The sequence below is a fragment of the Colwellia sp. SU-HH01172 genome (assembly GCF_057553355.1).
Genome location: NZ_BAAJMB010000001.1, coordinates 1,414,484 through 1,440,008 on the forward strand (window position 1 = coordinate 1,414,484; position 25,525 = coordinate 1,440,008).

Annotated in this window: 25 protein-coding genes; 7 read left to right on the forward strand and 18 right to left on the reverse strand. The window is 39.3% G+C overall.

The window, feature by feature from the left end:
- Positions 1–78: 78 nt before the first annotated feature.
- Together AC27JP_RS06275 and AC27JP_RS06280 are read left to right on the forward strand one after the other, a co-directional pair.
- The gene (locus tag AC27JP_RS06275; protein ID WP_487113095.1) at positions 79–1,500 is read left to right on the forward strand and encodes a uroporphyrinogen-III C-methyltransferase; all 1,422 of its coding nucleotides are present in this window, start codon (positions 79–81) and stop codon (positions 1,498–1,500) included.
- The gene (locus AC27JP_RS06280) at positions 1,500–2,687 is read left to right on the forward strand and encodes a heme biosynthesis HemY N-terminal domain-containing protein (RefSeq protein WP_487113097.1); all 1,188 of its coding nucleotides are present in this window, start codon (positions 1,500–1,502) and stop codon (positions 2,685–2,687) included. Before AC27JP_RS06275 ends, AC27JP_RS06280 begins: the two co-directional genes overlap by 1 nt.
- A gap of 159 nt (positions 2,688–2,846) precedes the next feature.
- On the opposite strand, the gene arfA is transcribed toward AC27JP_RS06280, so the two are convergent.
- Positions 2,847–3,050 carry an alternative ribosome rescue factor ArfA gene (gene arfA, locus AC27JP_RS06285; RefSeq protein WP_487113099.1) on the reverse strand — a complete coding sequence of 68 codons (204 nt, stop codon included), beginning with the start codon at positions 3,048–3,050 and terminating at the stop codon, positions 2,847–2,849.
- Positions 3,051–3,144: 94 nt separating this feature from the next.
- Between arfA and AC27JP_RS06290 the strand changes: the two genes are divergently transcribed.
- On the forward strand, positions 3,145–3,891 hold the full coding sequence (locus AC27JP_RS06290) for a DUF2982 domain-containing protein (protein ID WP_487113100.1): 747 nt from the start codon (positions 3,145–3,147) through the stop codon (positions 3,889–3,891).
- A 175-nt stretch (positions 3,892–4,066) separates the two neighbouring features.
- Here AC27JP_RS06290 and fre read toward each other — a convergent pair whose 3' ends face one another.
- The 3 genes from fre to AC27JP_RS06305 all read right to left on the reverse strand — a co-directional run bounded on the left by fre (position 4,067) and on the right by AC27JP_RS06305 (position 7,140).
- The gene (gene fre, locus AC27JP_RS06295) at positions 4,067–4,762 is read right to left on the reverse strand and encodes an NAD(P)H-flavin reductase (RefSeq protein WP_487113102.1); all 696 of its coding nucleotides are present in this window, start codon (positions 4,760–4,762) and stop codon (positions 4,067–4,069) included.
- Positions 4,763–4,827: 65 nt separating this feature from the next.
- Positions 4,828–6,318: a 4-hydroxy-3-polyprenylbenzoate decarboxylase gene (gene ubiD / locus AC27JP_RS06300; protein WP_487113104.1), complete on the reverse strand. Its 1,491-nt coding sequence runs from the start codon at positions 6,316–6,318 to the stop codon at positions 4,828–4,830.
- A gap of 72 nt (positions 6,319–6,390) precedes the next feature.
- Positions 6,391–7,140 (reverse strand): substrate-binding periplasmic protein, encoded by a 750-nt coding sequence (locus AC27JP_RS06305; protein ID WP_487113106.1) that lies wholly within the window; start codon positions 7,138–7,140, stop codon positions 6,391–6,393.
- A 143-nt stretch (positions 7,141–7,283) separates the two neighbouring features.
- On the opposite strand from AC27JP_RS06305, the gene AC27JP_RS06310 reads away from it, so the two are divergent.
- The gene (locus AC27JP_RS06310; RefSeq protein ID WP_487113108.1) at positions 7,284–7,781 is read left to right on the forward strand and encodes a hypothetical protein; all 498 of its coding nucleotides are present in this window, start codon (positions 7,284–7,286) and stop codon (positions 7,779–7,781) included.
- A gap of 60 nt (positions 7,782–7,841) precedes the next feature.
- Here AC27JP_RS06310 and rho read toward each other — a convergent pair whose 3' ends face one another.
- Positions 7,842–9,101 carry a transcription termination factor Rho gene (rho, locus tag AC27JP_RS06315; RefSeq protein ID WP_487113110.1) on the reverse strand — a complete coding sequence of 420 codons (1,260 nt, stop codon included), beginning with the start codon at positions 9,099–9,101 and terminating at the stop codon, positions 7,842–7,844.
- 189 nt (positions 9,102–9,290) lie between these two features.
- Positions 9,291–9,617, reverse strand: coding sequence for a thioredoxin TrxA (gene trxA / locus AC27JP_RS06320; protein ID WP_085300150.1), 327 nt, complete (start codon positions 9,615–9,617; stop codon positions 9,291–9,293).
- Positions 9,618–9,805: 188 nt separating this feature from the next.
- Here trxA and rhlB point away from each other — a divergent pair, with 188 nt between their 5' ends.
- Together rhlB and AC27JP_RS06330 are read left to right on the forward strand one after the other, a co-directional pair.
- Positions 9,806–11,071 (forward strand): ATP-dependent RNA helicase RhlB, encoded by a 1,266-nt coding sequence (gene rhlB / locus AC27JP_RS06325; protein WP_487113112.1) that lies wholly within the window; start codon positions 9,806–9,808, stop codon positions 11,069–11,071.
- Between the two features lie 3 nt (positions 11,072–11,074).
- The gene (locus AC27JP_RS06330; RefSeq protein WP_487113114.1) at positions 11,075–12,580 is read left to right on the forward strand and encodes a Ppx/GppA phosphatase family protein; all 1,506 of its coding nucleotides are present in this window, start codon (positions 11,075–11,077) and stop codon (positions 12,578–12,580) included.
- Here the strand turns inward: AC27JP_RS06330 and AC27JP_RS06335 are convergent.
- Genes AC27JP_RS06335 through tatA form a run of 8 tightly spaced genes read right to left on the reverse strand, consistent with a single transcriptional unit; the run spans position 12,577 to position 18,616 of the window.
- Positions 12,577–13,407, reverse strand: a complete 831-nt coding sequence (locus AC27JP_RS06335) for a DMT family transporter (RefSeq protein ID WP_487113115.1) — start codon at positions 13,405–13,407, stop codon at positions 12,577–12,579. The genes AC27JP_RS06330 and AC27JP_RS06335 overlap by 4 nt on opposite strands.
- A 42-nt stretch (positions 13,408–13,449) precedes the next feature.
- Entirely contained in the window at positions 13,450–14,460 is a 1,011-nt protein-coding gene (gene hemB / locus AC27JP_RS06340) for a porphobilinogen synthase (protein WP_487113117.1), read from the reverse strand.
- 19 nt (positions 14,461–14,479) lie between these two features.
- Complete coding sequence (locus tag AC27JP_RS06345; RefSeq protein ID WP_487113119.1) at positions 14,480–15,928, reverse strand: GGDEF domain-containing protein; 1,449 nt, start codon at positions 15,926–15,928, stop codon at positions 14,480–14,482.
- Entirely contained in the window at positions 15,921–16,715 is a 795-nt protein-coding gene (locus AC27JP_RS06350) for a TatD family hydrolase (protein WP_487113121.1), read from the reverse strand. The genes AC27JP_RS06345 and AC27JP_RS06350 overlap by 8 nt, the downstream gene beginning before the upstream one ends.
- Before the next feature lie 20 nt (positions 16,716–16,735).
- Positions 16,736–17,251, reverse strand: a complete 516-nt coding sequence (locus tag AC27JP_RS06355) for a hypothetical protein (protein WP_487113123.1) — start codon at positions 17,249–17,251, stop codon at positions 16,736–16,738.
- Positions 17,252–17,253: 2 nt separating this feature from the next.
- Complete coding sequence (tatC, locus tag AC27JP_RS06360) at positions 17,254–18,015, reverse strand: twin-arginine translocase subunit TatC (RefSeq protein WP_487113125.1); 762 nt, start codon at positions 18,013–18,015, stop codon at positions 17,254–17,256.
- A complete protein-coding gene (gene tatB, locus AC27JP_RS06365; RefSeq protein WP_487113127.1) occupies positions 18,012–18,380 on the reverse strand; it encodes a Sec-independent protein translocase protein TatB in 369 nt (122 codons plus the stop codon). The genes tatC and tatB overlap by 4 nt, the downstream gene beginning before the upstream one ends.
- Positions 18,380–18,616 (reverse strand): Sec-independent protein translocase subunit TatA, encoded by a 237-nt coding sequence (gene tatA / locus AC27JP_RS06370; protein ID WP_487113129.1) that lies wholly within the window; start codon positions 18,614–18,616, stop codon positions 18,380–18,382. The genes tatB and tatA overlap by 1 nt, the downstream gene beginning before the upstream one ends.
- Before the next feature lie 172 nt (positions 18,617–18,788).
- Between tatA and AC27JP_RS06375 the strand changes: the two genes are divergently transcribed.
- The gene (locus AC27JP_RS06375; protein WP_487113131.1) at positions 18,789–19,691 is read left to right on the forward strand and encodes a hypothetical protein; all 903 of its coding nucleotides are present in this window, start codon (positions 18,789–18,791) and stop codon (positions 19,689–19,691) included.
- 32 nt (positions 19,692–19,723) lie between these two features.
- Here AC27JP_RS06375 and AC27JP_RS06380 read toward each other — a convergent pair whose 3' ends face one another.
- The 4 genes from AC27JP_RS06380 to ftsE all read right to left on the reverse strand — a co-directional run bounded on the left by AC27JP_RS06380 (position 19,724) and on the right by ftsE (position 25,482).
- Positions 19,724–22,342, reverse strand: a complete 2,619-nt coding sequence (locus tag AC27JP_RS06380) for a sensor domain-containing diguanylate cyclase (protein ID WP_487113132.1) — start codon at positions 22,340–22,342, stop codon at positions 19,724–19,726.
- A gap of 394 nt (positions 22,343–22,736) precedes the next feature.
- On the reverse strand, positions 22,737–23,600 hold the full coding sequence (gene rpoH, locus AC27JP_RS06385) for an RNA polymerase sigma factor RpoH (RefSeq protein WP_487113134.1): 864 nt from the start codon (positions 23,598–23,600) through the stop codon (positions 22,737–22,739).
- Positions 23,601–23,816: 216 nt separating this feature from the next.
- The gene (gene ftsX / locus AC27JP_RS06390) at positions 23,817–24,791 is read right to left on the reverse strand and encodes a permease-like cell division protein FtsX (protein WP_487113136.1); all 975 of its coding nucleotides are present in this window, start codon (positions 24,789–24,791) and stop codon (positions 23,817–23,819) included.
- Entirely contained in the window at positions 24,781–25,482 is a 702-nt protein-coding gene (ftsE, locus tag AC27JP_RS06395; protein ID WP_487113138.1) for a cell division ATP-binding protein FtsE, read from the reverse strand. Before ftsE ends, ftsX begins: the two co-directional genes overlap by 11 nt.
- Positions 25,483–25,525: the final 43 nt, after the last annotated feature.

The following is a 25,525-nucleotide window of genomic DNA, read 5'->3' on the forward strand; positions in this document are numbered from 1 at the left end:
ACCATAAATTTTGTAAACTGCTAACAAGTTAATATGGTACGAAAATGCCGGCGCCAACATGTAAGATAGGATCAGTTCATGAGCGATAAAAACAAATCAGAGCAAGATAAGCCATCTGACGATAATGCGACATCAAGTAACGCTTCAGTGACGAATAACGATGATCAGCAAGGTTTATCTGCATCAATTAGCCTAACGCCTTCAGTTGCTGATGAAAAACCTGCCGTACAAGATAATAAAACTGTCGGCAGCGACCATGAAAAAAAATCCGTCCCAAAGAAAGATAGTGAAAAGAGTACCACTCCTGTGAAAAAAACTTCTGCAGCCACGCCGCCAAAAGCGCGTGCTACCATCGCAACTGAACAAAAGAACAAATTATCCAAAACAGCAATTGTTGCGCTACTCATGGCATTATTAGCCATTGCCGCAAGTGCCGGACATTACTACTGGAATGAACAACAAAAAGCACAATTTTCACAACAGTTAAATAATGAATTCCAAAAACAATTGCAATTAAACCAAGCCCAAGTAAGTAAGCAATTACAGCAGCAAACGCAGAACCGTAGTTCGCAATTAGCAACTATTAAAAGCGAGCTCCAAAAAGAAACGGAAAACGAGACAATTCAGCTTCAACAACAATTGAGTCAACTTAAACAGCAAATGGCGAGTTTAAGCCAAAGCCAACCGAGCGATTGGTTATTGCACGAAGCGGAATATTTAATTCGCGTGGCATCACGCAGCTTATGGTTAGAAAAAGATACTACCGCTGCTATCGGTCTACTAGACGATGCCGAACATCGTATTCAGGAACTCAATGACCCACAATTTTTACCGCTACGTCAGATAATTCAACAAGATATTGCTAGCTTACAATTACTACCCAAGTTAAACACCGATGAAGTAATATTAAAATTAATGGCCCTTGCTCATCAAAGTAAGCAGTTACCTTTCCCTAAAATATCTCTACCGGATGATGACGATGATTATTCTCAATTTGAATTAACCGACAATGTTGAAGATTGGTACGAAAACTTAACTAAAACACTAAAAAGATTTGCTGCTATGTTTCTCACAATAAATAGAGAAAATGTTAATGCACGCCCTTTAACATCTCCAGAATTTAAACAAAATTTACGTGAGAACTTAAACTTAAAATTACAAACTGCGATATGGGCGGCGAGTAAAGGCAATACTGACATTTATCGTCAATCATTAGCTGATATACAAATGTGGTTGAACGACTATTTTGATATGGCAGAAACCAGCAATCAAAATTTTGCTGAAGCGTTATTAGCGCTGAAAAGTGAAACTATCAACGTTTCCTACCCAAATAAATTGGCGTCACTAGCCGCTATTCGTGATTTACTTTCTAGTAATATTGTACCAATAATACCGGCAGCTGAAAAAAAGGATGACGCTGTTGATCTTGAGTCTTCACAGCCATCGACACCAGAACAGTCAAATGAAGAAGCGCAGACTGAACAGCGTGAGGAGGCGTAATGAAACGATTACTTTTATTATTGCTTTTGATCTTTGCCGCCGTTGCATTGAGCCCAATGTTGATTGGTGAAAAAGGCTATATTCTGATCGCGATGGGCGATTTAACCATAGAATCTACCGTTGTCACTGCCTCTATCATGCTAGTGCTAACCTTTATCACGTTACTAATTACACTAAAAGTATTTCGCGGCGGTTTAAATTTTAGTTTTGCCGCTTGGAACAAAATCGCCTTTGCCAGTCGTCGACGTGCACTTAGAGATTTGAACAAAGGTATTGCCGCCTATGTGCTGGGCGATTACCAGCAATCAGAACATTTACTGGCTAAGTCTGCTGAAGCATCGTCATTAGAACATATCGCCTATTTAGTCGCTGCTGATGCCGCACAAAAGCAAGCCTTAAAACCGAATACTGAGCATTACTTAGCGTTACTAGAAAAAAGCACTGATACTTTGAAAGAAGCAGGTTTAGAGGCAATTTTAATTAAAATAAAATTACTGATCGGTCAGCAAAATTATCAACAAGCACGAGAAGTCATTGATCAACATCATAAGCACATTGGTCACGACGCACGATTGTTGTCATTGGAAATTGATTTAAGTCTTATTGAGCAGCGTTTTGATTATGTTATTAAGCAACTTAATGCGGCTAAGAAACAAAAAGCAATTACTAGCGAAACTATTTCACAATGGCAGCAACTAGCATTTTATGGCGCTTTCAATAACCAAATTAAACAGCACGATAACAATGCCCTAATGCAATATTGGCAGCAACTAGCGAAGAAAGTTAAACAAGAGCAAATTGTGGTACTTGCCTATTGTCGAGTATTAGCAGAAAACAATATTAATGAGCCATTGGCGAAAATCTTATTACCTGTAATTAAGAAAGGCGCAAATACTCAGTTATTAAAATCAATCAGAAATTTACCGATAACACAAGCAAACGAACTAATTACTGCGGCACAAAAACATCTACATAGCGACCCACATAATGCTTTATGGTTATCATTAGTAGCTCACTTTGCGGTATTTTCCCAACAATGGCCGTTGGCAGAAAAAGCCTTTAATACGTTAGTTAATCTTGAAGGTTCACAATACGATAATGTTGATTTGCTAGCCTTTGCTTTAGTTTTAGAGCAACAAAGTCAGCTTGAAAAAGCCAATCAAGTGTTACGAAGAATTCATACATAAATATTGAGAAGTTTTAAGCATCTCGGCTATAGGCTAATTTTAAAGATAACAAGGTGAAAGAGTGCTATGTAGTTGTCTACTTTAGCGACTTTCAACAATGTTAGGTTGAAAATTAGCCATAGCATATTAATCTAAAAGCCCTATTTAATAACGACGTACTTATGCCGCTATTAAATAGGACTCTTGTCCTTTATGCTTTAGTTTACGCTGGTATGAACCTTTACCTTTTTTAGCACTAACAACTTGTTGCTTATAAAGTTTAGAAGTGACTATTGCCGCAAGAAAATTATCTTTAATAACACCTCGACCTAAGTCACATTCAACATTATTTTGCTGAGCTTGCTTTCGTTTATGTTTAGCCATAAAGCTATTCCTTATTTATTGATTAATTATTTTAAACCACGAATAAACACTTTATTCTTATTCGCGTAGTGCATTATATCTTAAGCGACAAAATATGCGTAATATATCAGTACTCGTTCAGTTTTCCTTTAAACAACAAGTTATGACAGCGCCTGTTCAAAACAGCACAGAAACCATAAAAATTAAAGCCATTGCTCGACATCATGGCATGTTCATTACCTTATCGGGCTTTATCGCTTTACTATTGGTAGCAATACTTTGCAGTTATTTTTGGCAACAGGCACGCTTGCCGTTAATGTTTATGCTGCTGGCGTGTTTTGTCACTATTTTTATTGGCCTTCTTAAGCTCGCAGAGCCTAAACACAGCTTAATAGTAACCCCTGACATACTTACCTTTTATCACCGTTATGGTTATTGGCAGTTTAACTGGCAGCAAATTCGTAATATACATAGCGTGACAAACACCGTTGGTATTACCAAGGATGAGTTAAATTATGTGGGCATTAAACTAAATTCTATCGAGATGATTGCAGACAACATATCACTGCGCTTGGCAAACAGAATGATCCACGAACAAAAACCACTGCTCCATTATTGCATCAAAAATCAGCTGATCACGCTTGAACAAGGCATTATAAACTTTGAGCCTTATCAACTCAGTAATGGTCGAATCATTAAAGGGCCTTTAGCGGCTTTTCTACATCATAGCCAAGTATTACACCAAGCACTTGGCGCGCATTTATTTATCTCGGCCAATAATTTAAATGGCCCAATTAATAACTTTGTGGTGTTAGCAAATGATTACTTAGCAAAAGCAAAAAAAAATATTGTTAACTTGTAGTGCTAGGTTTAGCTGCACATCGACATAGTGTCCATATAGACAAAACCACGCCATTCCCTAAATAGATGTCAGTACTTAGTTTTTATCTGGAACAAAAACTGAACTTGCTTCCTGAATATAAAAAAGCTGAACATTCACATGTTCAGCTGCTATTTAAGAAATCTAATATTGTAATTTAGATAAAGGCGAAAGCATCGGCATACATATGCTCAACTAATGCACCTTGTTTAACAAAGTCTTGGCGAACGGCGCCAACCATTTCAAATCGGCCTGCTAAGTAAATATCATAATCAGCGAGATTGTCGATATCATTCATCACAACTTTATGAACCATACCCAATTGCCCTTGCCAATCATCATGCGGGGTTTCGATGACCGGAATAAATTTTCCATTAGCCAATTTATTGATCATTGCTGCCGTTTCATCAAGCTCATAACAGGCACTTGGATCACGTAAGCCCCAATAAACAATAACTTCACGTTGAGAATTTTGATTTACTAAATGCTCAAACATAGACTTAATATATGAAAAGCCCGTGCCACCAGCAATTAACAACAAAGGTCGTACACTGTCTTCACGTAATTGTGCGCCACCAAATGGCATTTCAATGGCAACTTCTGTGTTTGCTTTTATGCGTTCAATAACTTGCATAGGATAACTATCAGAGCCAAAGGCACCAATTTGTAATTCAATCAATTCAGCACCCGGTGCACTGGCAATAGAGAATGGCCTTTTGTCGTCATCACTCATAACAAAATTTAAATACTGTCCAGCAGCAAAATCAACAGCCTTACTCGGCTTTAGCAGTACCTTATAAACATATTCTGTTAACGGCGTGATTGCTGCTACCTGACATGTGATCTCATTCATTTAATTCTTTACCTTATCGCTGCCCGCATAATATTTAGCAGGTATATTACTATTTTATAAATTACTTAATCGTTTTTAGAGATATTAAGTTCATCCCAGATATCATCGACATGGTCTTTAACTGACTGTGTCATTTCTATCGGCTCGCCCCATTCTCGATCAGTTTCCCCCGGCCATTTGTTGGTGGCATCTAAACCCATTTTTGAGCCTAAACCCGACACTGGCGAAGCAAAATCTAAATAGTCTATTGGAGTATTTTCTATTAGCACAGTGTCGCGGCTTGGATCCATGCGTGTGGTCATCGCCCATATCACATCTTTCCAATCACGCGCATTGACGTCATCATCACAAACAATAACAAACTTGGTGTACATAAATTGACGTAGGAATGACCAAACCCCCATCATGACTCGCTTAGCATGCCCAGCATATTGTTTTTTAATCGTCACCACAGCTAAACGGTACGAACAACCTTCCGGTGGCAAGTAAAAATCTTGAATTTCTGGAAACTGTTTTTGCAGAATAGGTACGAACACTTCGTTCAGTGCCACACCTAAAATAGCTGGCTCATCAGGCGGTCGTCCGGTATAGGTACTATGGTAAATCGGCTCTTTGCGATGTGTTATATGAGTGACAGTAAATACTGGGAAATCATCAACTTCATTGTAATAGCCAGTATGATCGCCATAAGGACCTTCAGGAGCTGTTTCTTCAGGGTCAATATAACCTTCAAGTACAATTTCAGCACTGGCAGGGACTTCAAGTTCATTACTGATACATTTTGCTACCTCGGTTTTACTACCACGTAACAAGCCTGCAAAAGCATACTCAGATAGGGTGTCTGGAACAGGTGTTACCGCACCTAAAATCGTTGCAGGATCTGCACCTAAGGCAACAGAAACTGGATACTTTTCTCCAGGAAAGGCCTTTTTAAATTCTTGAAAGTCTAACGCACCGCCACGGTGTGACAACCAACGCATGATCACTTTATTTCGACCTAATAATTGATTGCGATAAATACCCAAATTTTGTCGTTCTTTATGCGGGCCTTTGGTAACCGTTAAGCCCCAAGTAATTAAAGGGGCAACATCACCCGGCCAGCATTTTTGAATAGGCAGTTTAGTTAAATCGACATCATCAGCTTCGATAATCACTTGCTGACAAACAGGCTTCTTAATGACCTTAACCGGCATATTTAGCACTTGTTTATATAGCGGCAATTTATCCATGGCATCACGAAAACCTTTGGGTGGCTCAGGCTCTTTTAAGGTCGCCAATAACGTACCCACATCGCGCAAGGCAGCAACATTGTCTTGCCCCATCGCAAGTGCAACACGCTCAGGTGTACCAAACAAGTTGGTTAACACTGGCATACCATGTGGATGACCATCTTTATCAACGGGATTTTCAAAAAGCAACGCAGGACCTTCTTGACGCAGGGTGCGATCGCTGATTTCCGTCATGGTTAAATCAGTCGAAATTGGCTGACTAATACGCTTTAGTTGGCCTAATTTCTCAAGCTGATCGATAAAGTCTCTTAAATCACTATATTTCATATTCGATTTTGACTAAAAATTTGTCATGCATTATAACGGGAAGAAAGCTAAAAACCCTAATGCCAATTATAATCATTCATCAATAGGCTCTAGTAATACTTTTCGTTGTGCCATAACACTCTTATAGGCTATTTGGACTTTTTCAACCAATGTCTGCTCTGTAAGCTGACTAAACGCCATATACAAATCTACCGATGATATGTCTAGTTTATGTACTGGTTTGAGTGCTTGACAGTTAAAGGCATACTGCAAGCAAACAGCCTGAAAGCTTGATTGATTGGCGGGGAATAAATCAATACGGTTTTGCGCAAACAGGTGAAAATTCTGCGTACCTTTAATAACTGTGGTTAAGTTTTTAAAACCGTTGGCTTTTAAATATTGGTCAACAGCACTATCACGGACAGTACCAACCCGATACTTAGCTAGCGTACTTATCGGCGTTGTAAAATCAATATTTGCATCAACTGCACCATATAAGTAATACTCTAACGCCATTATGCGTCCAACCCATTTAAACTGTGGCGTTCTAAGCGTAGTTTTAGCCATTGAATATATTAAAACATTTGGTTCATTTAATGCTAAATGATAAGCCCTAGCCCAAGGTAACACTTCAATTTCATACCTAAGACCGGCGGTAGAAAGCACCTGTTCTACCAATTTTGTCGCTGGACCTGACATCTTTCCATTTTCAAAGTATTGCACCGGAAAAGTATCTTCTGTCACCACTTTAATGCGAATATTGGCTTCTTGCTCACTTGCCAAAGCAACGGTGCAATAACCATAAAGCGATACCAAAAAACAAAAAATAGAAACACGACGCATAAATCGCCCTTTAATCGGTTAAAATAACAGCAGATGAATTTTAAAAAACGCGCATACTACATCATTCAGTACCGTTTGTCGTATAAATTTCATACAGATATAATCTAATGCAGACGAAAAGTTTATTACAAGGAAAGACCTTAATGAAAAAAATACTTTGCGCGATAATTATTTTCTTTATTTACTCAAATAGTGCTCAGGCAAATTGTACCGATGAAAACTACCAAGCATTTGATTTTTGGCTCGGGCATTGGCAAGTTACTAGCGACACTGATGATATCATCCGCTTTAATAATATTAGCAAAATAAACAACGGCTGTACCATTTTGGAAGAGTACTCTTCGCCAAGTGGTTATGTTGGTAAAAGTCTCAATATCTATGATCAACAAACAAAACAATGGCACCAAACTTGGACTGATAGCTCAGGGTTATTATTGCAATTGCAAGGCGGTATTGAAAACAACGCTATGGTGATGATAGGTAAAACCTTCGCGGCAAACCAACAAGCTACTATCAATAAAATCAGCTGGACACCAAACGAAGATGGCTCTGTTCGCCAGCATTGGCAGGTTAGTCAAGATCAAGGGAAAACCTGGCAAACATCGTTTGATGGTCTTTATAAAAAAGTCATCAACAAATAAGCGGATCGGACATAAAAAATGCCAGCAATTGCTGGCATTTTTTAGTTTTCAAAACTGAGTTTATTGACGTTTCATTGAATCAAAAAATTCGTTATTCGTTTTCGTCATAGCAAGCTTATCAATCATGAATTCCATGGCGTCTATTTCGCCCATCTCATGAACAATTTTACGCAAAATCCACATTTTTTGTAATTCATCAGGCTTAGTTAAAAGCTCCTCACGACGAGTACCACTGCGGTTAAAGTGAATGGCTGGGAATACACGTTTTTCAGCAATTTTACGTGAAAGGTGTAATTCCATATTGCCTGTACCTTTAAACTCTTCGTAGATAACTTCATCCATTTTAGAACCGGTTTCTACCAGAGCCGTCGCAATAATTGTTAAGCTGCCACCTTCTTCGATATTACGTGCTGCACCGAAGAAACGCTTAGGACGGTGCAATGCATTGGCATCAACACCACCGGTAAGTATCTTACCTGATGAAGGAATAACCGTGTTATATGCACGGGCTAAACGGGTAATTGAATCAAGTAAGATGACCACATCTTTCTTATGCTCAACTAAACGTTTTGCTTTTTCAATCACCATTTCTGCCACTTGCACGTGACGGTTAGCCGGCTCATCAAAAGTTGACGCAACTACTTCACCTTTTACAAGGCGTTGCATTTCGGTAACTTCTTCTGGACGTTCATCAATTAGCAATACCATCAACTCAGCATCAGGATGGTTATGAGCAATACTTTGAGCGATGTTTTGTAATAATAACGTTTTACCCGCTTTAGGCGGAGCAACAATCAAACCACGTTGGCCTTTACCAATAGGAGATGCTAAATCTAATACTCGAGCGGTAATATCTTCAGTCGAACCGTTACCACGTTCCATCGTTAAACGATCGGTTGGGTGAATAGGTGTTAGGTTTTCAAAAAGAATTTTATTACGAGAGTTTTCTGGACGGTCAAAGTTAACTTCATTAACTTTTAATAAAGCAAAATATCGCTCACCGTCTTTTGGCGGACGAATTTTACCGGCAATAGTGTCACCGGTGCGCATACTAAATCGGCGTATTTGACTTGGTGATACATAAATATCATCAGGTCCAGCTAAGTACGATGAGTCAGCCGAGCGTAAAAAGCCAAAGCCGTCTTGTAGAATTTCTAAAACACCGCTACCAAAAATATCTTCACCACTTTTAGCGTGGGCTTTTAAAATAGCAAAAATAATGTCTTGTTTGCGGTTACGAGCTAGATGCTCCAATTTCATTGATTCTGCGAGTTTTACTAGCTCGCTAATAGACTTTTCTTTAAGTTCGGTAAGATTCATAGTGGGGGTTTCTTAAACTATTTAGGTTGTTATGCTGTGCCGTTTGGCAATTTAGGATTGTTTGAGTATGATTTTGAAATGTTATTTTCTTTCGAATGTTAAACTTAGCACTAAAAACAAAACAGGTAAAGGATCACATGCTTGATCTTTGACTAAAAAACAAAAAGGCCCGAAAATCGGACCTTTTTCTTATAAGTTGTTATCAATAAACTCTTTAAGTTGAGTCTTTGATAATGCGCCAACTTTGGTATCTGCAACAACACCGTCTTTAAAAAGTAACAAGGTTGGAATACCACGAATACCATACTTAGGTGGGGTATTTGAGTTTTGGTCAATGTTTAATTTACCAACAGTCACCTTGTCAGCGTATTCTTCAGCAACGTCATTTAACAACGGCGCGATCATTTTACATGGACCACACCACTCAGCCCAGAAATCAACTAGAACAAGGCCTGATGCATTGATCACATCAGAGTCAAAACTATCATCAGTTAACTGAACAATTTTATCGCTCATTTATATCTCCATTAATGGTGGCACTATGCCAATTGGTTAAGATTATACCTTCATCATCTTGAATTACCAACAATCATATATAACAGTTATGGGCATTTAATTTCAAAATCAACTAATACAGCAAATATATCCGGCAATTTTACTAAATCTCATTTCTATTAAATAGCGTAACCTGTTAAGCTAGCGGTATGAAAAAAACACACTTAACTGAAATAAAGTTCTCTGAACTTAAGCTCGAGCCAACGGTAGTTACTGGTCTCGAATCTATGGGCTTTGAATATTGCACGTCAATTCAAGCAAAGTCTCTTCCTATTCTACTGGCCGGCAAAGACATTGCGGGTCAAGCACAAACAGGTGAAGGTAAAACCATCGCCTTTTTAGCGGCAACATTCCATCATTTGTTGCAAAAGAAAGACGTAAAACACAACCAGCCACGTGCCCTTATTATGGCGCCAACACGCGAGCTAGCCATTCAAATTCATCGTGACGCGATTGAAATGGCGAAAAGTACCGGCTTACGCTTAGGTGTGGTTTATGGTGGCGAAGGTTATGAAAGTCAACGTCAAGAGTTAGAACAAGGCGTTGATATCTTAATCGGTACCTGTGGTCGTTTAATTGATTACTTGAAACAAGGCATCTATAACCTCAACAATATTGAAGCTGTGGTACTTGATGAAGCTGATCGTATGTTCGATTTAGGTTTTATTAAAGACATTCGCTATATGTTTGGAAAAATGCCGGCAGCCAGCGATCGCTTAAGCATGTTATTTTCTGCGACGTTATCTTTCCGCGTCAAAGAACTCGCGTTTGAACATATGAATGAACCTGACAGTGTTGAGGTTGAGCCTGACCAAAAGACCAACATTCGTATTTCCGAAGAGCTATTTTATCCTTCTAATGAAGATAAAATGTCTTTATTACAAACACTGATTGAAGAAGATTGGCCTGATAAAGCGATTATTTTCGCCAATACGAAACATGTTTGTGAAAAAATACATGCACACCTTGAAGCCGATAAAATTCGTGTTGGTATGCTTACAGGTGACGTGATTCAGAAGAAACGTTTGAAAATTTTAGAACAGTTTACCGCAGGGCAGTTAGATGTTTTAGTTGCTACTGATGTCGCTGCTCGTGGTTTGCATATTCCAGCAGTTACCCATGTATTTAACTATGACTTACCTGATGATTGTGAAGATTATGTTCACCGTATCGGACGAACGGGTAGAGCAGGAGCAACAGGGCATGCAATTAGCTTGGCCTGCGAACAATACGTCTTTAACTTACCCGCAATTGAAAGTTATATTGAACATGAATTACCGGTCAGTAAGTATGATCATGAAGCACTATTAACTGATCTACCTAGACCTAAACCTCGCCAACGTCGTCATAAACCCCATAATGGCGGTCAAAATCGCAACCGTAGTGCAGGAAATAGGCAACAAAGGAACCGTTAGTAAATGGCGTTCACCGAAGAAGAGACTTTATCGCCTCTGTATGCGGTGATCGATTTAGGCTCTAACAGTTTTCATATGCTGATCACCCGACAACTTGCCGATAGTGTGCAAGTTGTCGACAAAGTTAAACGTAAGGTTCGCCTAGCGTCTGGTTTAGATAGCGACAATGTTTTATCTGAATCAGTTATGGCAAAAGGCTTGAAGTGTTTAAGTTTTTTTGCCGAACGCCTGCAAGATATCCCAACAAAAAATATTCGTGTCGTTGCCACCGCAACATTGAGATTAGCCAAAAATCGGGCTGACTTTATCGTGCAAGCTGAGCAAATATTGGCCCATAAAATTACGCTATTAAGTGGCATTGAAGAAGCAGAGAATATTTATTTAGGTGTTGCCCATACAAGTTGTAGCGCCGATAAAAGACTAATTTTAGATATTGGCGGCGCTAGTACAGAAATTATTGCCGGTCATGGTTTTGAGGTAAAAAAAGCCATTAGTCTCAACATTGGCTGTGTTACCTTTAATCAGAAATACTTTGCCAATGGTACACTTAGCAAAGATAACTTTTGCCACGCCATAGCCGCGGCAGAAAAAATCATTGCCCCCATTAGCGAAGAGTATTGCCATATTGGTTGGCAGTGCGTATTAGGTGGCTCAGGCACCATGCAAGCATTGGCTGAGATATTAATTTATCAACACAAGCCTTCTACACTGACCTTAGATTATTTGTACCAAATTCAAAACCAGTTACTGAATTTTGACAATATTGAAGAGATTAATATCCCAGGCTTAACGCCAGAGCGCAGTCCAGTTATCGCCAGTGGCCTAGCCATTCTCATTGCGTTATTTCAACAACTTTCCATAAAAAGCTTGGCCCTTTCTAGTGGCGCATTACGTGAAGGTTTGCTTTACGAAATGCTAGCAAACAGCCGACAAACCAATATTCGTCAACGGACAGTAAACGCGCTTTCACAACGATTTCACATTGATAAAGATCAGGCAAGTCGTGTAAAACAACAAGTAATAAAGCTATTTAGCCACTTAGCCCCGTTTTGGCAGCTAAGCGAAGATAATGCTTTTGAAATTTTATTAGCCAGTTGTGATTTGCATGAAATTGGTTTGTTATTGTCATATAAATCTCACCAACAGCACAGTGCCTATATCTTAGCCCATGCAGATTTGGCTGGCTTTAGTTATCCTGATCGACAATTACTACTTATGTTTGTGACGCTTTACAAAGGTGAAATTGATAGCGACTTACTTGTTCAGCAATCGGCTACCAAAGCCGTTAAGGCAAAAAAATTATTAATACTTTTACGACTGGCAGTTATATTGTGTCGACGCCGTGCAGATGTCACTCTACCTGATTATCATATTAATGTTTGCCTACAAACAATTCAGCTATCATTACCAAAAAATTGGCTTGCTCAACACCCGCTAATTGCCGATGAGTTGATGCAAGAAAATCAATATCTTAGTAGCGTAGACTTTTCATTAACGATCAATAATTAACTGACACTTTTTGCCGACCAAATATTCGTTAAAATGACTAAAGTAACACCAAAGACCATATGGAGTGTTAACGGCTCATTCAAAAATACGTAAGCTGCGACAATCCCATAAATGGGCTCTAATGATACCGCGATACTGACGGTTGCCGCCCTTAATCGTATTAACGCTAAATTGTAAAGCGTATGAGCAACTGCGGTAAATATTACCCCTAATATTATCAATAATGATAATTGCGTCCTTGTTATCTCGACATCAACTAGCAAAACGAAAGGCAACAGTACAATACTAGCAAATAAATTTTGATAAAAAGCAACATGCTTAGCAGAAACTTGCTGCACGTACTTGCGATTTAAGAGGGCAAGCACAGCAAAGAGCAGTGCCGACAATACTCCCCAGTATATTCCTTCTAACACACTAACAGAGAGTTCTTGCAAAGGTAGTACAAGTGCAACACCAACTAAGGTAAGTAAGGCTTGTAGTAACGAATTTTTTCTAACAGGCTCTTTGAAAAATAACGGTTCAAGTATACTGACAAAGACCGGAAAAGTCGCAAAGGTAATTAAGCCTATAGCAACATTACTAATTTGAATTGATTGGAAAAAAGTTAACCAGTGTAATGCTAAAATACCGCCCGTTAAGGCCATAGCAAAAAGAAGCTTTCGAGATAGTTTTAGTGACTGGCGTTTAATAATTCGAATAAAAATAGCGAGGGCAATGGCGGCAAAAAATGCTCGGCCAAAAACTATCAGGCTAGGGGATAGCGTTAACCACTTACCAAATAAACCCGATAGGGCAAATAGTAAGACCGCACTATGTAGTACGGTCATTGCTGTTCGATAACTGAGTATCAATGACCTAACTCAGTTTGTTTAACCTTCTTCCTTTAACCAACGGGCAACTTGTTTGGCAAAATAGGTCAAAATACCATCAGCGCCAGCACGCTTGAATGCTAACAGCCCTTCCATTACACATGGTTTTTCAGCCAACCAGCCATTTTGAATGGCTGCCATGTGCATGGCATATTCGCCACTGACTTGATAGGCATAGGTCGGTACTTGAAAATTATCTTTCACTCGGCGGACAATATCTAAATACGGCATGCCGGGTTTTACCATAACCATATCAGCGCCTTCGTGAATATCCTGTGCTATTTCGTGCATCGCCTCATTACTATTGGCGGGGTCCATTTGGTAAGAGAACTTATTGCCACCTTTAATATTACCCGCAGAGCCGACAGCATCACGAAATGGGCCGTAATAATTTGACGCGTACTTGGCGGAATAAGCGAGTATTTTGGTATTAACAAAATGATGTGTTTCTAATTCTTGACGAATTGCACCAATGCGTCCATCCATCATGTCAGATGGTGCTACTACGTCTGCACCTGCTTGCGCATGAGACAATGCCTGCTTAACCAAAATATCTTTGGTGACTTCATTCAAGACATAACCTTCATCATCGATAATGCCATCTTGTCCATGTGTGGTGAATGGGTCTAAGGCAACATCTGTGATCACGCCTAAGTTAGGGTATTTTGCTTTTATTGCTCGAACAGTACGCTGGGCAAGACCATCAGCATTATATGCTTCCTCAGCCATCAAAGACTTTTTATCTGCTGGCGTGACCGGAAAAATAGCAATGGCTGGAATACCTAATTCAACAAGCTCTTGGCACTCTTCAAGCAAAAGATCGAGACTTTTGCGTTCAACCCCAGGCATAGAAGCTATGGCTTCACGTTGATTCTCGCCTTCTAAAACGAAAACAGGGTAAATAAGATCATTAACACTAAGTTGATGCTCTGACATTAAGCGTCGTGAAAAATCATCACTGCGCATACGACGCATTCTACGTGCAGGGTATTGACCAAAGGTGTTATTCATATTTCGTTCCTACAATAATTTAAGTTTCGCGTAACAAACTTACTTTCACTTGATTACGGCCAGCTTGCTTAGCTTTATACAGTGCTTTGTCTGCACTCGCGAATATAGCTTCAGGCGTGACATCTTTCTCTTGCTGATAGGTGGTAACACCACAACTAACCGTCAAATCAATAAAGTTATCATTACTAAATATTTTCTGTTGGCTAACACTGACACACACCTCTTGGGCTAATGCCAGAGCACCTTGAGCATCTGTTTCAGGTAAAATTAAGCAAAACTCTTCGCCACCATATCGGCAACCAATATCAGTGCTGCGTCGCAATAAAGATTTGATAATATTAGCTGTTTCAACAATACATTTATCACCTGTTAAATGACCATAACTATCATTAACATTTTTGAAATGATCAATATCGACTAATATAATGCTCAATGGCGTTAAGTTGCGACGACTGCGTCGAAATTCTGCCAATATTTTCTGATCATAATGTCGACGGTTATAGAGCCCAGATAACTCATCAAAGGTGTTTTTTTCTTGTAACTCGTGATTAGCATTTTCTAATTCTTGCAAGGCTATATTGAGTTCGAGTGTTCTTTCTTGTACTCGACTTTCCAATAGTTCTTGTCCTTCTTGCTGCATAGCTAACAATTTTTCTTGTGCTTCTTTAGAGGCTGTAGCGCTCGCAATAGCTCGCTGTTGCGCCAGTTTTTCATCTTGCAAATGCCCAAAGTAACGACGGCCCATAATATAGGTAACCATAATTGCCATTAACCAGAATGCCAACATATCAAGGCAATTAATTATTTCTGCAGAGACACGTCCATAGTGTAAGACATAACCAATAAAATTAAAGCTCAATTGCACTAACAACATGACAGAATAAATAAATGGCAGAGGGCCATTATTTTCTGGCTGTTTTCTTGCGACATATAACAGCGCAAGTAAACCGAAACTGCTTAATACTTGTGTCAATAACCAAATATCTAAGCGGCTTAAGAAGTAGCTGATCGGTATAACTAGTACAAAAAGGTAAGACAAGCGACGCAACAAGAGGCTATGCAAATAGTTATGCTTTTTAAGTGCAAATAGTTTAGCGGTAAAGCTAATTAAGACCACCATAGACAGCGTTGCCAGTAAGGTGTTTTCAATTTTCAACAACGAGCTAATATCGGTAAATATCGCCATAATCGAGATACCGCCATCGGCCAATATCCACAATGATTTTATTGGAAAATATAATGCTAGCAGCCCCATACTGTAGCTACGCAGGGCCCTAGCCCATGCAAAACACATTAGCGTCAAAATTAAGCTACTACCTATAAAGGTATGCTGCAGATGCAAATGCATTGACATTGGCAATAGCGAAGTTTCATCAGCAATCATGGTCATTGTCGCCACTTGACCATACACAACTTCCGGACAGAGCAAAATGGCACCAAAAATCACCAGCGAAATTATTTTACTCATATTTGGCACTTAATTTGAAAACCTTTTCGCTATTAATCGTCGTTTGCTTAATCAAGTCGGCTTCACTACAGCCGATAAGCTCCGCCAACATAGTAACAACATAGGGCAAATAACTGGGTTCATTGCGGCTACTTTTTGGTTTAGGGCGAATAGTTCTAGGAGTCAAATATGGCGCATCGGTTTCAATCATCAATTGCTCTAATGGGATCATAGCTACGATGTCGCGTAAAGCTTGCCCACGACGTTCATCGCAAATCCAACCAGTAATACCTATATACATCCCCGCATCTAAGCATTGTTGCAACTCATTTTTGCTACCCGTGAAACAATGTGAAACTAAGGCGGGGATATTACCAATATGTGGCGCCAAAATATCAAACCAAGGTTCAAAAGCATCACGTTGATGCAAGAACAAAGGCAGTTTTAGCTGTTGCGCTAGTGCAACTTGTTCTCTAAAAACTCGTTGCTGATTTTCTGGCGTTGAAAAATTACGATTGAAATCTAAACCACATTCTCCAATCGCTTTCACACAATTGTTTTTTGCTAATTCGCCCAAAGTTTCAAGATAATTTTCATCCACATGATCGGCATCATGTGGGTGAACGCCAGCGGTCGCATATAAATAGTCAGGGTATTGCTGGCATAGAGAGACGGCTTGCTGGCTTTCCTTTACATTAGTGCCTGTAACTAGCATGGCACCAATGTTTACTTGTTTAGCGCGCGCGATAACTTCAAAACGATCTTTATCAAAACGTGCATTGGTTAAGTTAACGCCAATATCAATCAAAAGTTAATACACCAAAGATTTTATTTAACGCGCTTAACACGAATTTTTTTGTGTGAATCTACCATATTTTTCTTCAAATAAACCGCATCCATAACGCCTTTTTTCAATATCACACTTTCACCCACTTTCACTCTAAAGTGATTGCTATCGGTTTGTTTCCATTGTTGGCCATTTTTAAAAGTAAAGCGCCACTTGCCGTATTGATCTTTTTTCAGTTTCTCAACAACAAACACAACCTGTAGGTCTTCTTCAGAAACATTCTTCTTTTTCAAGTGCTCGGCACCAAAATTTTCTTCTTTACTCACGACAGGAGCAGTAACAGGTACAGTCTTAGTTCTTGGTACTGTAACAACTGATTGTTTTTTACTAACAGTTGGCAGCGATGCAGTTTTAACTAAATCATCATAACAAACCAATCGCGCTAAACTATCTTTAACTTGGCCACATTTCGCCAATTCAGTCTCTAAGGTATCTGCATTAGCAGACATTGATGCTAAGCCCAAACAGGCAATTGAAAGTAGGGGTGTTTTTTTCATTATTATTTTTCCTTTATTTCTGGTTCTGATTCTGATTCTTCTTCACGGTGATAGAAAGAGGCAATAATAACGCCTGCTTCAAAGAGTAACAGCATAGGTACTGCTAGCATGGTTTGTGAAATAATATCAGGAGGAGTTAGTAGCATACCCATAACAAAGGCGCCAACAACAATATAAGGACGTTTAGCACGTAAACTGTCCGGACTTGTCATGCCAGTCCAGCACATCAATATAATAGCAATCGGTATTTCAAATGCCATACCAAAAGCAAAAAACAATTTTAGAACAAAATCTAAGTAACTGCTGATATCAGTTGCAATCGTTACACCTTCAGGGGCAACTGAAGAGAAAAAAGCAAATGCTACTGGAAAAACAATATAGTAGGCAAAAGCTATACCGCCATAAAATAATAATGTACTTCCAAACATTAACGGTGCAATTAAGCGCTTCTCGTTCTGATACAAACCCGGCGCAATAAATGACCACAACTGAAATAAAATATATGGCATCGCGATGAAAATAGCTAACACTATCGTCAATTTAAACGGAGTGAAAAAAGGCGATGCAACATCCGTCGCGATCATCTGCGTACCCGTAGGCATTACCTCTAATAAGGGTTGCGCAACATATTGATAAATATCTTGGGCAAAGTAGATCATACAACAGAACACCACCAATACCCCTAAAACGGCATGTAACAATCGTGTTCTTAGTTCTAGTAAATGATCAAACAATGTGTAGTTCTGTTTCGCGGCTGAACTCATTTATCCTGCTTTTCAATTTGATTATCGTTCGGCTGTTCAGTTTCTTCTGCAGAACTGTCTTTTTTCTCAGCTGTTTGATACGGGTTATTGACCATTTCAGCGGCATCTTGTAACGACTTAACGGAAGCCGCCACTTCTGGAGAAAGATCTTTCATGCCAGATTGTTCGGCCTTTTTTAAATTGGCGTGCAATTCTTGGATACGCAACTCTTCAGAAAGTTCATTCTTCACACCTTCACTAAAGCTACGAATGCTATTCATCCAGCCACGAACAGTTCTTATTGCCACGGGTAATCGTTCTGGCCCAAGTACCACTAGGCCAATAATAGCGATCAATAATAATTCCCAAAAGCCAATATCAAACATTAGGCTTGGTCTTTCTCTTTTTCCGCGACCTTACTTTGCTCAACAGACTTATCCGTTAAGCTATCAGCATCAGCTGTCTCGTCTTCTTTTTTGGCTGTATCATCGGTTACCGCATTTTTAAAACCTTTTACCGCTGAACCCAAATCAGAGCCCAAGTTACGTAGTTTCTTCGTGCCAAACAACAATACAACAATCACTGCAATAATTAATAATTGCCAAATACTTATACCACCCATAAAAAACCCCTATAATTTAATTGAATTCATTATAAAGTTTATAGAAAAAAAATCACCAACTGATATGCTAAATAATGAGGTAAAACAAATTTTGATAAGAATGTATTGTAAAAATCTATGTTGTTGGCTGTATAGCCTAGCTTTATTTTACTTTGCATTTGCAATTCCAGTATTGGCATATGACGCACAACAAGCAGATAAGTCTACTGAACAAAAAGATGATCACTGGATGCAAGGATTGCATGAAACGGTTTCCGATTCCGTTTTCCAGTCTGCGCAATGGTTTGATAGCTTTTTTATCGCAAATGATAGTGAGCAACAGCAATTACCCACCACAACCGCAAAAATTCGCTTTGCTTGGTTGCCGAAAAGTCGCGACTGGAGTGAAGTTAAAACCCGCTTTCGCGTCAGGGTTAAGCTGCCACATCTGCAAAATAAAGCCAGTTTAATATTGTCAGATGAAACCGATGATGAACTCAACAACTTACCACTAGAATCTGCAAATACTAATCCTCAAACCGAAGATGAAAAATTTTCATTAGCGCTCAACTATACCCAAGACAAAAGTAAAAACCGTTTGATGAACTATCGGCTCGGCATATCTGGCGGCGACATATTTTTTCGAGCAAAGCATAAACGCAGCCTTGATATTGGTGAAAGGCAAGGATTTTTAGTTGAGCCTTCAGTATATTATTATCTTGATGATGGCTTAGGTGCCAAATTATTACTTGAGTATGACTATCAGTTAAGTAAAAAATCTCAATTTCGTATTAACTATAGTATCCGTGGCTCTGCCGCCTTTAGCGGTATTCGCTGGAAACATGGTTTTTATAAACTTAAACAAATTAATGAAACAACGGCTTCAGTCTGGAGTATGCAGGTAGAAGGAGAGCGCAATGGCGAGCGCGGTTTTATTATTGATAAATACACCTTAGGTTATCGCTATCGATTTAATGCCTTACGTGACTGGTTGTTTTTTGAAGTGGAGCCATTTTTAGAGTTTCCCGAACAAGAAAACTATAGCACGACGCCAGGTATTGCATTGCGAGTTGAAGGCTTTTTCCACAAAGGCTAAGCCAATATCAGGATCTTAGTTTGCTGGTTAGCCTAAGCGCGATACATCTCTATCACGTTATCTTCAACTTTTTCTTTAACCATCTTTCCAGGGCGGTTGATATGATAGCCTTGACCAAATTCGCAACCAACGGCTTGCAACTTCTTCAGCATTTCTTCTGATTCGATACCTTCTGCAACTAAGCGATAGCCGAAATTAGTGCCCAATTCGTGTAAGGCTTTCACCAGCGATAAGTTCTTTTCATTATGATTTAATGTCCGAACAAAACTGCGGTCAAGCTTGATAAACTCAAAAGGGTAGTTATGTAAAAAATTAAAAGACGAAAGTCCAGCGCCATAATCATCAAGCGCTAACTTAACACCAAATTCTTTCAATTTACGTAAACCTTTTAACGCTAATTCAGTATGACGCGCAAAAGCAGACTCATTAAATTCTAAGATCAGTCGCTCAGGCTCAATGGTATTTGCATTAATTAACTCAATCAGCCTTGCCAACTGGTTTGCCTGAGTTAAGTGCCGACCGGAAAGGTTTACACCAATATAGGCATGTTGATATTCACAGGATTGCTTCCATGCTTTTAGTTGTAAGCATACTTCCTCAATCACCCAAGTTTCAATTTCCAAGATCATGCCGGTTTCTTCAGCCATAAATAGAAATTCGCTTGGCGTAAGCAAGCCTTTGGTTGGGTGCTGCCAACGTAATAACACTTCAAAACCTAAGGTGTTTGTTGACGTTAAATCGGAAATTTGTTGGTAATGTAACTCAAATTGCTTACTTTTGATGGCTTGCCTTAATTCTTGCTCTAAGGTCATACTGGCAATCAGTTGCTCACGCATACTGTCATCAAAAAATACATAACGCCCGCGACCTAAACTTTTCGCTTGATACATAGCCGCATCAGCATCACGAAGGATCTCATTGGCGTCTTTATAACTGACCCGACTTTGCGCGATACCAATACTGGCATTCGAATACAGGGTGTGACCTTCTAATTCAAAAGGTTGTTCAATAGAGCTAATGATCCGAGAGGCAATTTCTTCAACATCTTCAATTGACTGCAACGAATCTAATAACACGACAAATTCATCACCGCCCAATCTAGCGAGTATGTCATTATCACGCACACACTCACGCAAACGCTGTGAAATCTCGATTAAGAATTGATCACCAGCATGATGTCCCAAGGTATCATTTATCATTTTAAAACGGTCTAAATCAATAAATAACACGGCAAATCTATGGTTGGGGTGACGTTTTAAATGTCGAATAGAGTAAGTTAATCGGTCAGAAAACATCGCTCTATTCGGTAATTGTGTTAAGGCATCGTGGTGAGCTTCATGGTACAAACGTGCTTCAGCTTTACGGCGTTCTTCGATTTGCATACGCAAATTAAGATTGGTAGCTTGTAATTCCTGAGTACGCTTATTAATAACCTGTTCGAGTGCTTCATTACTTTGTAGTACTTGCTGCTGGGTTTTATGACGCAAAATGGCCACCGCAATATGGTGGCTAACAAAACGCATCAACTCTAAATCTTTACTTTTATAGGCTTTTTCATCTTGGTAATGCTGTATGGCAATAACACCGAAAATTTCACCTTGATCGGTTAAAGGTGCCGCTAACCAAGCTTGAGGTAATTCATTCTCAGGGTAACATAACGTAAAAGCACGTTGGGTTATCTCACCTTGCGCAGCTAAGGTATAAACCGTTTTCTCCGTTAATAGCACTGGCTTTGCTGTGCTAATTGCTAACTCAGATAAACCATTACTCAATTTTCTCGTTTTCGGCGGAGCGACTTTTTCATCACAATAATAAGGAAACTCTAATTCACTTTTATCTTCAGATAACAAAGCAATATAAAAGTTATTTGCCGCTAGCAATTTATTAACTTCGTGGTGCAACGCTTGGTAAAAATGTTCAATTAATTGCGTTTTAGCGGTTAATTCAGAAATATTGAGTAGCACTTGATGAGTTTTTACCGCTAACTGTCGTTCAACAATTTCCTGTTGTAACTGCTGATTTGTTTCAGTTAACTTCAAGGTCCGTTGCCTGATACTCGATTCTAATAACTCTCGACTACGTACACGATCGATCGCGGTCACCAGATGCTCGGCGATAAATTCTAGAATTTGACAGTCACGCTCTGAAAAATGCAGCTTTTCATCATAGCTTTGCAAGGCAATAACACCGATAACCTGTTGCCCGCGCATCAGTGGTACACCTAACCAATCCACGCATACCGAGCCATATAATACGATCTTCTCGGCTTTGGCAAGCGCCATGCGTTCCTCTGCTGAACAATGTAAAGGTTGCTGTTGCAGTAAAACTAAACCGGTCAGGCTTTTACGCCAGTTGGCAAGATCAACATGTTCTCGTAACCTCATTTCAACGGGATTATGGCAATAGCTAAGTTGCAAATCCTCGGCAGGATTTAATAAGGCTATGTGGAAACTATCAGTGACTAATAAGGTTTTAATGACGGATTCAAGAGCATGATAAAACGCATCCATATCGGTTACTGTGCTGGCTAATTCTGACAGCTGTAATAAACCTGACTGCATGGCTTTAAGTTGCCGATACTTTTTCAGTAACGACTTTAATTTTGGAAGTTGGCGTATCGCGTGGATATTATCCTTCGCCCTCGGTCCCATTATCTAAATTCCATCTTTTTATTAGTATTATTTTTGTACGTTTAGTCTAACAAAATAAAATTATTTGGCTAGACCCGAGTTGAAATTAATCTGTGTGATTAATCACATATGTCACTTTAGCCATAATTATTTACCTACAAAAACAGGCAAAACGGTGACAATACCAGCGTTTTTAACATCAAAACAATACTAGAAGCCAAGTAAAATAACGGCAAACATAGTTTGTTATTTAATGTTGGAGAGTTATATTGGCTGGCATGACGATGTTAAATAGCGTTAAAGCTTTACAGTTCACTAACAAATTACGGTAATTAAAGTGACATAGGGCTGAATTTTTCCCATAAAAAAACCGGCAATAGCCGGTTTCTTCAAATCTATTTATTTAGACGCCAAATTATGCCGCCATAGCACCTTTTAATTTCGCTAGGGCATTCTTTTCTAATTGACGAACACGCTCTGCTGAGATGTCATACTTGTTAGCAAGTTCTTGTAAAGTAGACTTATCGTCAGCTAACCAGCGGGTACGAATAATATCTTGGCTACGCTCATCAAGACCAACTAATGCATTACTTAACCTTTGGTTAGCATGCTGTTCCCAGTTTTCATCTTCAACTTCGGTTGCTAAATCTGATTGCTTGTCTTCAAGGTATTGCGCTGGCGAGTAACTACCGGCACCAACATTATCGTCATCATCAGTAGAGAGCTCAAAAGCCTGATCTTGGTTACTCATACGAGATTCCATTTCAAGCACATCTTTGGTACTGACCCCGAGCGTTTCAGCAACATTGTTAACTTCATCATTGCTAAACCAACCTAAGCGCTTTTTATTCTTTCTTAAGTTAAAGAATAGTTTACGTTGCGCTTTTGTTGTCGCCACTTTAACAATACGCCAGTTTTTCAAAACAAATTCATGAATTTCAGCTTTGATCCAATGTACTGCGAACGATACTAAACGTACACCAACTTCAGGGTTAAAACGCTTAACCGCTTTCATCAGCCCAACATTGCCTTCTTGAATTAAATCCGCTTGTGGTAAACCATAACCAGCATAACCTTTAGCAACATGTATCACGAAGCGCAGGTGCGACATAATAAGTTCTTGTGCCGCTTGTAAATCATTTTCTGAATATAAACGAGTCGCTAATTCATGCTCCCTCTCAGCCGTCAGCATAGGAATGCTGTACGCCGATTGCACGTATGTTTCAATGCTGCCACTTTGTGGAACTGTTAGTGCCATTGTTTGCATTGTATCACTCATTTAATAACCTCTTTATCTAACCTAGCTCGCGATTATAACATATCTTTCCATCATATCGCGATTTAATACGCCAACATTAGCTTAGAAGACAGGGGGAAACAATACTCTCTTTCGAATTTTCTATCAAAAATTTGTTAAAATTTGTCACCGAGGTGAAAATCAATAGAAATAACAAGATGATGTTGGGATCGTTAAAGATCCTAACTATGACAATATTTAGTCTGCCGTTGGCTCAATAGCGCGAATATGCTGACGAACAGAAATAAAACTGCCCAGTAAACCTAATCCTACCGCCACTAGTTGCAACAACATAAATTCATTAAAAGATAAACCCGCTAGCACAAACTGGCTTTGATACAAATCTGTTAACTGCGCTAACGCACCGGAAAAATAGCTAGCTAAAATGGCAACACAAACGCCAGCAATTAGGCCTCCTAGCACACCATACCAAACACCAACATATAAAAATGGTCGCTGAATAAAACTGTCAGTTGCACCAACTAATTTCATCACGGCAATAGCGTCTTTTTGGTTCAATATTGCTAATCTAATGGTATTGCCAATAATTAATACCACAGATAAACACAGTAATAAGGCGATACCGAGCACTATATCTTCAATCAGTTCAGCCATGGCTTCCAATCGGGTCAGCCATTCCAAATCAAGCTTGCCTTGTTCAACCTCTCTTTCTTTTTCTAGCTTTATCAGTAGCTCACGTGCCGATTGCGCTTGGCTAAAACGCTTAGTCGGCGTTACCAGCACAGTGGCAGGTAGTGGGTTATCATCCAAATATTCTAACGCCTGTCCAAAGCCTGAAATAAGTTTAAATTCACTTAATGCTTGCTCTGCAGAAATGTAAACAACCTTATCGACTTCAGGGTAAAGTTGTACTCGCTGGACAAAGTTTTGCGCGGTTTTATTTGACGTTGATAACTTCAAAAATAAGGTGATCTCAGAGGCTGAGTCCCATTGCTCAGTAACCGTTTTAGTATTTTTGACAAAAAGGTGTAATGTAGCAGGTAAAGTTAGGCTAATCCCCAAAACTAATACCGTCATTATCGAGGTAAATGGCGTGCGCCATAAATCGCCTAAGCTGCCGATAGCCTGCTGTAGATGACGGATAAAATAGGCAGTAATTCGACCTGTCCAGCCTAGTTGGCTATTACTATGGCGAGTATGGTTAGTTTCCATATGTATCACCATCTGCTTGCAGGCCATCGATAATACCATCTGTTATCATATGACCTTGCTTTAAGGTTAGCGTCCGATACTTCATGCGCGCAATCAGGCCTAAATCATGAGTGGCAATTAAGACACTGACGCCCATATCATTAAACTCTTCAAACAAACGAATAATATCTAATGATAATTTAGGATCTAAGTTACCCGTTGGCTCATCGGCTAATAAAATTGGTGGTTTATTAACTATGGCACGGGCAATGCCAACACGCTGCTGTTCGCCACCAGAAAGCATATAGGGAAAACATTTAAGTTTGCTAGCAAGGTGTACTTTATCAAGCGCAGCTTCAACGCGCTTACGAGTTTCTTTATGACTATAACCTTCAATAACCAAAGGTAGAGCGACGTTATCAAATACCGTACGGTCCATCAGTAAATTATGGTTTTGGAAAATCATGCCGATACCACGACGCACATAGGGTATTTGCTGGTACTTTATTGATGACAATTCGGTACCATTAATTTCAATGCTACCAGCGCTAGGCTTTTCCATCACACTCATTAATTTGAGTAAGGTACTTTTGCCTGCGCCCGAGTGTCCGGTTAAAAACGCCATTTCACCAGGAGCAATAGCAAAGCTCACTTGTTTCAGTGCTAGGAATCCTCCTGGATATGTTTTGCTAACGTTATTAAATCGGATCATTATTATTCTTATTGTTTAATTTTTTATGCCAAAGCGTGAATAA

Excerpts from the sequence above, each read along its gene's own strand:
- AC27JP_RS06275 (WP_487113095.1), top strand. The coding sequence starts at position 79 with ATGAGCGATAAAAACAAATCAGAGCAAGATAAGCCATCTGACGATAAT.
- AC27JP_RS06280 (WP_487113097.1), top strand. The coding sequence starts at position 1,500 with ATGAAACGATTACTTTTATTATTGCTTTTGATCTTTGCCGCCGTTGCA.
- arfA (WP_487113099.1), bottom strand. The coding sequence starts at position 3,050 with ATGGCTAAACATAAACGAAAGCAAGCTCAGCAAAATAATGTTGAATGT.
- AC27JP_RS06290 (WP_487113100.1), top strand. The coding sequence starts at position 3,145 with ATGCGTAATATATCAGTACTCGTTCAGTTTTCCTTTAAACAACAAGTT.
- fre (WP_487113102.1), bottom strand. The coding sequence starts at position 4,762 with ATGAATGAGATCACATGTCAGGTAGCAGCAATCACGCCGTTAACAGAA.
- ubiD (WP_487113104.1), bottom strand. The coding sequence starts at position 6,318 with ATGAAATATAGTGATTTAAGAGACTTTATCGATCAGCTTGAGAAATTA.
- AC27JP_RS06305 (WP_487113106.1), bottom strand. The coding sequence starts at position 7,140 with ATGCGTCGTGTTTCTATTTTTTGTTTTTTGGTATCGCTTTATGGTTAT.
- AC27JP_RS06310 (WP_487113108.1), top strand. The coding sequence starts at position 7,284 with ATGAAAAAAATACTTTGCGCGATAATTATTTTCTTTATTTACTCAAAT.
- rho (WP_487113110.1), bottom strand. The coding sequence starts at position 9,101 with ATGAATCTTACCGAACTTAAAGAAAAGTCTATTAGCGAGCTAGTAAAA.
- trxA (WP_085300150.1), bottom strand. The coding sequence starts at position 9,617 with ATGAGCGATAAAATTGTTCAGTTAACTGATGATAGTTTTGACTCTGAT.
- rhlB (WP_487113112.1), top strand. The coding sequence starts at position 9,806 with ATGAAAAAAACACACTTAACTGAAATAAAGTTCTCTGAACTTAAGCTC.
- AC27JP_RS06330 (WP_487113114.1), top strand. The coding sequence starts at position 11,075 with ATGGCGTTCACCGAAGAAGAGACTTTATCGCCTCTGTATGCGGTGATC.
- AC27JP_RS06335 (WP_487113115.1), bottom strand. The coding sequence starts at position 13,407 with ATGACCGTACTACATAGTGCGGTCTTACTATTTGCCCTATCGGGTTTA.
- hemB (WP_487113117.1), bottom strand. The coding sequence starts at position 14,460 with ATGAATAACACCTTTGGTCAATACCCTGCACGTAGAATGCGTCGTATG.
- AC27JP_RS06345 (WP_487113119.1), bottom strand. The coding sequence starts at position 15,928 with ATGAGTAAAATAATTTCGCTGGTGATTTTTGGTGCCATTTTGCTCTGT.
- AC27JP_RS06355 (WP_487113123.1), bottom strand. The coding sequence starts at position 17,251 with ATGAAAAAAACACCCCTACTTTCAATTGCCTGTTTGGGCTTAGCATCA.
- tatC (WP_487113125.1), bottom strand. The coding sequence starts at position 18,015 with ATGAGTTCAGCCGCGAAACAGAACTACACATTGTTTGATCATTTACTA.
- tatB (WP_487113127.1), bottom strand. The coding sequence starts at position 18,380 with ATGTTTGATATTGGCTTTTGGGAATTATTATTGATCGCTATTATTGGC.
- tatA (WP_487113129.1), bottom strand. The coding sequence starts at position 18,616 with ATGGGTGGTATAAGTATTTGGCAATTATTAATTATTGCAGTGATTGTT.
- AC27JP_RS06380 (WP_487113132.1), bottom strand. The coding sequence starts at position 22,342 with ATGGGACCGAGGGCGAAGGATAATATCCACGCGATACGCCAACTTCCA.
- rpoH (WP_487113134.1), bottom strand. The coding sequence starts at position 23,600 with ATGAGTGATACAATGCAAACAATGGCACTAACAGTTCCACAAAGTGGC.
- ftsX (WP_487113136.1), bottom strand. The coding sequence starts at position 24,791 with ATGGAAACTAACCATACTCGCCATAGTAATAGCCAACTAGGCTGGACA.
- ftsE (WP_487113138.1), bottom strand. The coding sequence starts at position 25,482 with ATGATCCGATTTAATAACGTTAGCAAAACATATCCAGGAGGATTCCTA.